Source organism: Rickettsia endosymbiont of Halotydeus destructor, from assembly GCF_049278075.1.
GTDB lineage: Bacteria > Pseudomonadota > Alphaproteobacteria > Rickettsiales > Rickettsiaceae > Rickettsia.
This window is the reverse complement of the sequence record NZ_JAPNPB010000007.1, coordinates 46,504-54,590: the sequence shown is the minus strand read 5'-3', so window position 1 is coordinate 54,590 and position 8,087 is coordinate 46,504. Positions and strand designations below refer to the sequence as shown.

Below are 8,087 nucleotides of genomic sequence, written 5' to 3'. Positions count from 1 at the left end.
AGTTCAGTTAATCCTGGCAGTGGCGGTTATGCTCCATCAATCGGGTCAACTTCTAATTCACCTTCTGGATTTGGTGGCTCGAATACCGGAAATTCTGGAGTTCAAGGCGGCAATATAGGTAATAGCGGTGTAAGCCCAAATGCTTCCAGCTCAACCGGTGCTAATATAGGTACTAGCGGACGTAGTGGCAACAACGCTGGTACCTCAGCTACGAGCTCATCGGGAGCTACTATAGGAAATACTAATATTCCGGCATCTACCTCAAATTCTACTGGTAGCAATACCTTTGGAGGTTCTTCTACAAATACTAATAATGGTAATATTGGTAGTAGTAGAGTAGGGGGTAGCTCTAATAATGCTATGCCGGTTATTGAAACTGGTAGGGATAATAGTATTAGCAGTAGCAGTAGTGTAGGTTCCAGTGCGGCAAGTACAGGAGCTGTAACTACTAACCCAAATGATGGGTTTAATGCAGCAAGAAGTAACACGAATGCCGGTACTCAAGATATCTCTGAGCGAACTTCTAAAATTAGAGGTGCCGAAAGCTCTTCAGATAGCGTACCTGCAGAACAGGATCAAGGTGTTTCTCGTAGAAGAGGAGAAGCAGTCGGTGCCGGTGATTGTGATAGTAATGAAGTTGCGTATGGTTTATGGGGCGCTCCTTATCTTGGTAGAGCCACACAAAAGGCACAGCATAATCTTATGGGTTATAAAACAAAATCTGTTGGGGGATCGATCGGGGTTGATGCTTTAATAAATGATAATATAGTAGCTGGAGCCGCTTATACGAAAGTTGATACTAAGTTAAATTACCAAGGTGCTAAGGCTGGTAATCATACTAAAGTTAACACGGATATGTTTTCTATATATGGTTTATATAACTTCGTAAATAACCTGTTTATAGAAGGTATAACGTCGTATTCACGTAGTACCATCAAAACTCAGGAGATCCGTAATATAATAAACGGTTTAGAAAATGCACGCTCTAAATATCGTTCTTATTCTTACAGTGGTCAAGTAGTGGGGGGATATAATTATTTATGGAATGAAACAACTTTATCGCCAATGGTTGGGCTTAGACTTGCTAAAATAAAAGATACCGGTCATCAGGAATATGGTACGTCATTCCAGAACTTAACTATCAAGAGGCGTCAATATAATAAACTTGAAGGAATAGCTGGTGGAGAAATTAAAACCACCTTTTATAAAGGCGAGTTTTTAATAAGACCGCAAGTACACGCCTTTATTAATTACGACTTTAAAGGTAAAACGCCGCCAGTTGTTGCAGAGCTTAGCGGTGTTAAAAATCCGCTGCCTGTACCTACTCCTAAATCTACTAAAATACTATATGATTTAGGGGCAGGTATAGAGATTAAAAAAGGTAGAATGGAGTATGGTTTTCACTACGGTTTAAACCTTGCGAAAAAATATCAAGCTCAGAGCGGGACTTTAAAGCTTAAAATAAATCTCTAATTTTTATAAGTGGTGTCATTCCCTCGAAAGAGGGAATTTACTTAAAAATATAATATAAAGTTAAATACCGGCTTTCACCGGTATGACACCAAAATTTGAGCCATGCAATAAAGTTGATAACTCTTGAAGTTGAGGATATTTTTCCGGGTTCCCGTTTGAACTAGAATGAAATAAATTTATACTTAGAAATGTGTGGTTTTTTATTTAGCGATTTGGTTCGTCTAAATGATTTTTTTCGTAATTCTCATGTCGCTCTTGTGCTTCAATACACAATGTAGCAATCGGTCTTGCTTCAAGACGCTTTACGCCGATCGGTTCACCTGTTTCTTCACAATAACCGTAATCTTTATTTTCTATACGCAATAAAGCTTCTTCTATTTTATCAAGTAATTTACGGTATCTATCTCTAGTACGCAGTTCAAAAGCCCTACCTGTTTCACTCGAAGCGCGATCGTTAAAGTCTGGTTCGTTCAAATTTTCTTCTTTAAGATGATTTAAAGTGTCTCTCGATTCGCCTAATAGAGAATCTTTCCATTCTAAAAGTTTTTGTCTAAAATATTCTAGTTGAAAAGGATTCATATAATCTTCTTCATTAGAAGGCGTATAACCTGGCGGTAATGTAAGTTTAGGCATATTAATTTCTCAAGTGTAAAACTTTAAAGTAATATAATATATAATTTTAAATTAAAGCAAGAAGATTATTATGTTTAAGGTATTTTTTCTTGTTTAATAGGATGAGTAGCATTATATACCGCTTCTAAATGTTTAATACTTGTTTTGGTATAATTTTGGGTAGTAGATAAACTTTTATGACCTAATAATTCTTGAATAGAGCGGAGATCAGCACCGTTTTCTAGTAAATGAGAAGCAAAGCTATGTCTAAATGAATGAGCAGTCAAGTGTTCCGGTAGACCGTAAAAACGTCTCAACTTAATAAGCTCTCGATTAAAAACCGGAGGTTGTAGCTTTTTGCCTTGTTTACCTCTAAATATTGGTTCTTGAGGTTGCAAATCATAAGGTAGTAATTTTAAATATTCCTCGATTAAGCTGCGGACTACAGGTAACCAAGGGATAACTCTCTCTTTACTAGCTTTGCCTCTTATCTTAATAAAATCTAAATTTTCTAAGTGAGTTTTAGTAATAGCCAATGCTTCCGAAATACGTAATCCCGATGCATAAATAAGTATAAGAAGTGCCTTGTTTCTAAGTTCTAGCCATTCAATATTAGTAAATTCATTAATATGTTCAAGGGATATAGTAGCTTCTTCTTGCGATAAAGCCTTAGGTAATAATTTACTTTTTCTAGGGGATTTTACGGAGAAAATAATATGAGAATTTATCTGAATTGTTTTTTCTAAAAATTTATAGAAGTTTTTTACAGCAGATAGCCCTCTGGCAATAGAAGAAGCGGTAAAATTATCACAATGCCTTTTTGATAACCAGCTTCTTATAAATCTTATATCTGCTTCCTCTATACTACTAACTGTTACTAATTCTGAATTATAATAATTCATAAATTCTAGAAAATGTTTAAGATCATTACTATAGGAGGTAATAGTGTGATCAGAATAATTTTTTTGTAATTTAAGATATTTTTGCCACTTATCTATTAATTCTTTAGTTTGTGTATCTAGTAGCATCATTACAACTTTAATAATTTGATAATATATCTTAACATGAAATAATAAATATTACTATGTTGACTCATATTTTTATAAATGTTAGCATAAATAATATAAAAGCACCGTTAACAAAATTAATTTTAAAGCTAATTAAAAAACCTTGTTAATAGTGCAAAAGGTTATGTAAATAACGTAATCCGGCTTAACGGTAAACTATAATTAAACTAATCTAAACAATATTTTTAGGAGAAAGGTAATGTTAAATAATACACAATTTTTGGATATGATGAAATCTTATATGAATCCGGAATCTTATATGAATTCCATAAAAAATATGCCTAATGTTGATCTTTCCTCTGTTGCCGGCACCATGCAAAAAGTCATGAATATTTTTACAACGACTAATCAAATAGCTACTGAAAGCATGCAGGCACTAATTAAAAAAAATTCCGAGATTTTACAAAGTAATGTTAATGATATTTTAAATTCCACTAAGGAAGCAATGAGCTCCGGAGATTTAAATCACACATCCGAGTGTCAGAAAAAATGTTTAAAATCGGTTTATGAAACCTCTATGAATAATGCAAAAGAATTAGCAAATATTGCTTATGAATCTTCTGCAAAGATATTAGAGGCCGTAAATAAAAATGTGGCTGAAAATGTGCATCAGGCTGCTGAAAATATACAAAAGAAAAAATAGTACAGCGTCATCGCGAGGATAGGTTAAAGCATATTCTATGTCATTCCCGCGAAGGCGGGAATCCAGAAAAAAATAGTCATTCTGAATTTATTTCAGAATCTACTAAAAAAGATGCTGAAACAAGTTCAGCATGACAAGACTGGATTCCCGCCTTCGCGGGAATGACATAGGGCACTTTTTTAGAACCCTGCAACAATGCTTATAGTTGCTCACAATGACGATTTAGATTCAATATTTGAGCAGATTTAATTGTTGTTCCCGTATGTGAAGTTAAAAAAATTATCCCACCGCTATTTGCTTTCATAACAATCAAATTATTTAACAAATCCCGATTTTCTTTACTTAAATGAGTTTCTACTTCATCTAGTAACCATAAATCAGATTGGCAGGCAATAAGTCTTGCTAATGCCACCGTTTTTTGAGTGCCCTTAGACAATTTATAACATTTTTCATTTAACAACTCATATAATTTAAAATAATGTATTGCTGCCTCAAGAGTTTCAGGGGAATTATAAATTTCTGACCAAAATTTAAGATTATCAAAAACAGTTAATTCAGCTTTTAAACCCAAATTATGCCCAATATAGTTGCAGTAAGGCTTTCCTAGAATATTGCAATCTATATTTTTATAAAAAATATTTCCGCTAGTTGGTTGCATAATATGTGCAATCATTTTAAGAAGAGAAGTTTTTCCTGAACCATTAATCCCTTGCACACAAACAATAGAAGAGGGCAAAAAGGTAATATTTAAGTTAAATAAGTTTCTTTGCGCAATATTAAATTTTAGTTGATGAAATGAGAGCATTTAAGAAACCTGTAGTCATAAACTTAATTGTATTTTAAGAGCATATATAATTAATTGCATATCATCATTAGAAACCGTTGTAATTTTAGATTTTAACCTTACTTTACTTACAGTCATTATTTGATCAGTCATAGCTTTACTTTGTTTACCACTTATTATTACATAAGCTTCACAAGGATAACATTTACTAGTATTATTTGTTAAAGGTACAACTTGTATTCTATTTAATGCTTGATTAGAATAATCGTTGCTAATAATTACTGCAGGTCTAGTTTTATTTATTTCTCCTCCAATTGAAGGATCGAAATCTACCCACCATACTTCACCTCTTTTCATCAAATTCATCCTGGCTTAATCCTTCTATCCACTCCTGTGCTTCTTGTTCTCTCTGCGTGTCCTTAGCCATAGCGTAATAAGCAGCTGCAAGTTGTTCATTAATTAAATACGGTTTCACTAAACCTTCTATAAATTTACTAATTTTTCGTTCACCGATCATTGAGTGTAATTTATAATAAACTGTTTCATCTATAGAAATTGTTAATTTTTTTTGCATAAAATATTTCTGTATACGTGTAGTATACGTATAATATCATATGTATATGAACTAATCCATTATTTTTAATAATTTTTGAAAGAAAATTATACAAGGAAATTAAAATTAAATATTTTTTTGAGCAAATAAATTAAATCATTTAAAATATTTGTTTTTTCTTGTAGGCTAACTAAAGTGATTTAATTTGAGGACAGGATGACTAAAGCCAATAATTCAAAATATGTTAAGGAATTATTAGTAGATAATATTATATATAAAATATTTGATATTAATAAAGCCGCAAGTGATATTAATCTGCCGCTTAAAAAGTTGCCTGTTAGTTTAAGAGTGTTATTTGAAAATATATTGCGTTGTCATGGTCTTGAACAAAATTTGCTAGTTTTTAAAAAATGGTTAATAAATAAAAAATCAGAAGCAGAAATAGATTTTATGCCGACCAGGGTTTTAATGCAGGATTTTACAGGGGTACCTGCTGTTGTCGATTTAGCTGCTATGCGTGATGCTATGAAAAAACTAGATGGGGACCCGTTAAAAATTAATCCGCTTATCCCTGTAGATCTTGTAATAGACCATTCAGTAAGTGTTGATTATTATGCTTCTGATAATTCATTTGATAAAAATGTTCAAATGGAAATGACTCGTAATATAGAGCGGTATGAATTTCTAAAATGGGGGCAGCAAGCATTTGATAATTTTAGAGTAGTCCCGCCAGGTACCGGAATTTGTCATCAGGTAAATTTAGAATATTTAGCAAAAGTCATATGGACAAGGGAAGAAGAAGGCGTAAATATTGCTTATCCCGATACGTTAGTCGGTACGGACAGCCACACTACAATGGTTAATGCTCTTGCCGTTCTTGGCTGGGGAGTCGGAGGAATTGAAGCAGAGGCAGCAATGCTTGGGCAGCCGTTATCGATGATTTTACCGGAAGTAATCGGCGTGAAATTAAGCGGTAAATTAACCGGTACGGCTACCGCTACCGATCTTGTGTTGACAGTAACGGAGTTACTTAGAGAGAAAAAAGTAGTCGGAAAATTTGTAGAATTTTACGGCGAAGGCCTTACCTCTCTTTCACTTGCCGATCGAGCAACTATTGCTAATATGGCTCCTGAATACGGCGCTACCTGCGGTTTTTTCCCGATAGATAACGAAACTTTAAAATATTTGGAACTAACCGGTAGAGATGCTGCACATATTAAATTAGTAGAGCAATATGCAAAAGTACAAAATTTATGGTATGAAGCAGGCGAAGATGCTGAATATAGTGATATTTTAGAATTAGATTTAAACCTAATTCGTTCTTCTTTGGCAGGTCCAAGACGTCCGCAAGATAGAATTATTTTGGAAAATGTTGCAGATAATTTTAAAAAGGAATTACCAGCACTTGCGTTAAATGAAGCTGATATAGATAAAAAATATTCAGTTAGTAATAAAGATTATACTCTCGGCAATGGTGATGTGGTAATTGCGGCGATTACTAGCTGCACTAATACCTCAAATCCTTATGTAATGATTGGTGCCGGATTGCTCGCTAAAAAAGCAGTAGAGTTAGGGCTTGCGACTAAGCCATGGGTGAAAACCTCGCTTGCTCCTGGTTCAAAAGTAGTGACGGAATATTTAAAAGCCAGCGGTCTTGATAAATATCTTAACGAACTGGGATTTAGCTTGGTTGGTTACGGCTGCACTACCTGCATAGGTAATTCGGGTCCGCTTATGCCGGAAATAGAAGAAGCTATCAATAAGAATCAGTTAGTTGTTGCTTCGGTTCTTTCGGGTAATAGAAATTTTGAAGGTAGAATAAATCCGTTAACCAGGGCAAATTACCTTGCATCGCCATTATTAGTAGTAGCGTATGCCTTGACCGGTACTATGAATATGGATCTTACTAGCCGGCCTATAAAAGAAAATATTTATCTAAAAGATATTTGGCCGACAAGGCAGGAGATAGAGCAGGTGATTAAAAATTCAATTAATTCCTCTATGTTTATCAATAAATATTCTGATATATTTGTTGGGCCCAAAGAATGGCAGGAATTAAAAATTAGCAATGCAGCAACTTACAATTGGCGCAAAGAAAGTACTTATATACAAAACCCGCCTTATTTTGAAAATAAAATAGAAGGAGTACATAATATAACTGCGGCACGAATTCTTGCTATTTTTGGAGATTCTATTACTACAGATCATATTTCACCGGCTGGTAATATCAGTAAGTTAAGCCCGGCTGCTAAGTATTTAACCGATCATAATATAGTTTCTACGGATTTTAATTCTTATGGATCACGTCGGGGCAATCACGAAGTAATGATGCGTGGAACCTTTGCCAATATTCGTATAAAAAATGAAATTTGCAGCGGAGTTGAAGGCGGAGTTACCGTAGATTATTTAGATAATCGACAAGTAAGTATTTTTGAGGCGGCAATGGATTATAAAGCGCACAATATTCCATTAGTAATTTTTGCCGGAAAAGAGTATGGTACAGGTTCTTCAAGAGATTGGGCAGCGAAAGGACCGCAGCTACTGGGTGTGAAAGCCGTAATTGCTGAAAGTTTTGAAAGAATTCATCGCTCGAATTTAGTAGGTATGGGGATTTTGCCGTTGATTTTTACCAACGGAATGACCAGAAAAGATTTGCAGTTAGACGGATCAGAGGTTATTAATATTGAAGGCTTAAATGATCAAATAAAGCCTTATCAAAAGCTTAAATGTGTGGTAAAAAGACAAAACGAGATTGTAGAAACTTGTGATCTAATATTGCAAATATTTACAGATAATGAGATAAATTATATAAAGCACGGTAGTATAATGCATTTGGTGGTGGAGAATTTAAGGAGAGTATAAACGTATTCAATGTCATTCCCGCGCGGCGTTAGCGTTGTTGCATGGCTCTTAAAAGCGCTCGATGTCATTCCTGCGAAAGCGGGAATCCAGGAA

8 protein-coding genes are annotated in these 8,087 nt (G+C 34.3%); 3 read left to right on the top strand and 5 right to left on the bottom strand.

Going from position 1 to position 8,087, the window contains the following annotated elements; all coding sequences use genetic code 11:
* Positions 1 to 1,473 (top strand): autotransporter family protein (locus OTR29_RS06230; protein ID WP_422230064.1); only part of this gene is annotated, 1,473 nt, incomplete at its 5' end.
* A gap of 204 nt (positions 1,474 to 1,677) precedes the next feature.
* On the opposite strand, the gene dksA is transcribed toward OTR29_RS06230, so the two are convergent.
* Positions 1,678 to 2,106, bottom strand: coding sequence for an RNA polymerase-binding protein DksA (gene dksA / locus OTR29_RS06225; protein WP_422230062.1), 429 nt, complete (start codon positions 2,104 to 2,106; stop codon positions 1,678 to 1,680).
* A gap of 74 nt (positions 2,107 to 2,180) precedes the next feature.
* Positions 2,181 to 3,113, bottom strand: a complete 933-nt coding sequence (locus OTR29_RS06220; protein WP_422230068.1) for a tyrosine recombinase XerC — start codon at positions 3,111 to 3,113, stop codon at positions 2,181 to 2,183.
* A gap of 238 nt (positions 3,114 to 3,351) precedes the next feature.
* Between OTR29_RS06220 and OTR29_RS06215 the strand changes: the two genes are divergently transcribed.
* A complete protein-coding gene (locus tag OTR29_RS06215; protein ID WP_422230060.1) occupies positions 3,352 to 3,795 on the top strand; it encodes a phasin family protein in 444 nt (147 codons plus the stop codon).
* Positions 3,796 to 3,994: 199 nt separating this feature from the next.
* On the opposite strand, the gene ccmA is transcribed toward OTR29_RS06215, so the two are convergent.
* Genes ccmA through OTR29_RS06200 form a run of 3 tightly spaced genes read right to left on the bottom strand, consistent with a single transcriptional unit; the run spans position 3,995 to position 5,153 of the window.
* Positions 3,995 to 4,600 carry a heme ABC exporter ATP-binding protein CcmA gene (gene ccmA, locus OTR29_RS06210; RefSeq protein ID WP_422230058.1) on the bottom strand — a complete coding sequence of 202 codons (606 nt, stop codon included), beginning with the start codon at positions 4,598 to 4,600 and terminating at the stop codon, positions 3,995 to 3,997.
* Positions 4,601 to 4,615: 15 nt separating this feature from the next.
* Positions 4,616 to 4,936 carry a type II toxin-antitoxin system PemK/MazF family toxin gene (locus tag OTR29_RS06205; protein ID WP_422230056.1) on the bottom strand — a complete coding sequence of 107 codons (321 nt, stop codon included), beginning with the start codon at positions 4,934 to 4,936 and terminating at the stop codon, positions 4,616 to 4,618.
* Entirely contained in the window at positions 4,923 to 5,153 is a 231-nt protein-coding gene (locus tag OTR29_RS06200) for a hypothetical protein (protein ID WP_422230055.1), read from the bottom strand. The genes OTR29_RS06205 and OTR29_RS06200 overlap by 14 nt, the downstream gene beginning before the upstream one ends.
* A gap of 195 nt (positions 5,154 to 5,348) precedes the next feature.
* Between OTR29_RS06200 and acnA the strand changes: the two genes are divergently transcribed.
* On the top strand, positions 5,349 to 7,994 hold the full coding sequence (acnA, locus tag OTR29_RS06195; RefSeq protein WP_422230053.1) for an aconitate hydratase AcnA: 2,646 nt from the start codon (positions 5,349 to 5,351) through the stop codon (positions 7,992 to 7,994).
* Positions 7,995 to 8,087: the final 93 nt, after the last annotated feature.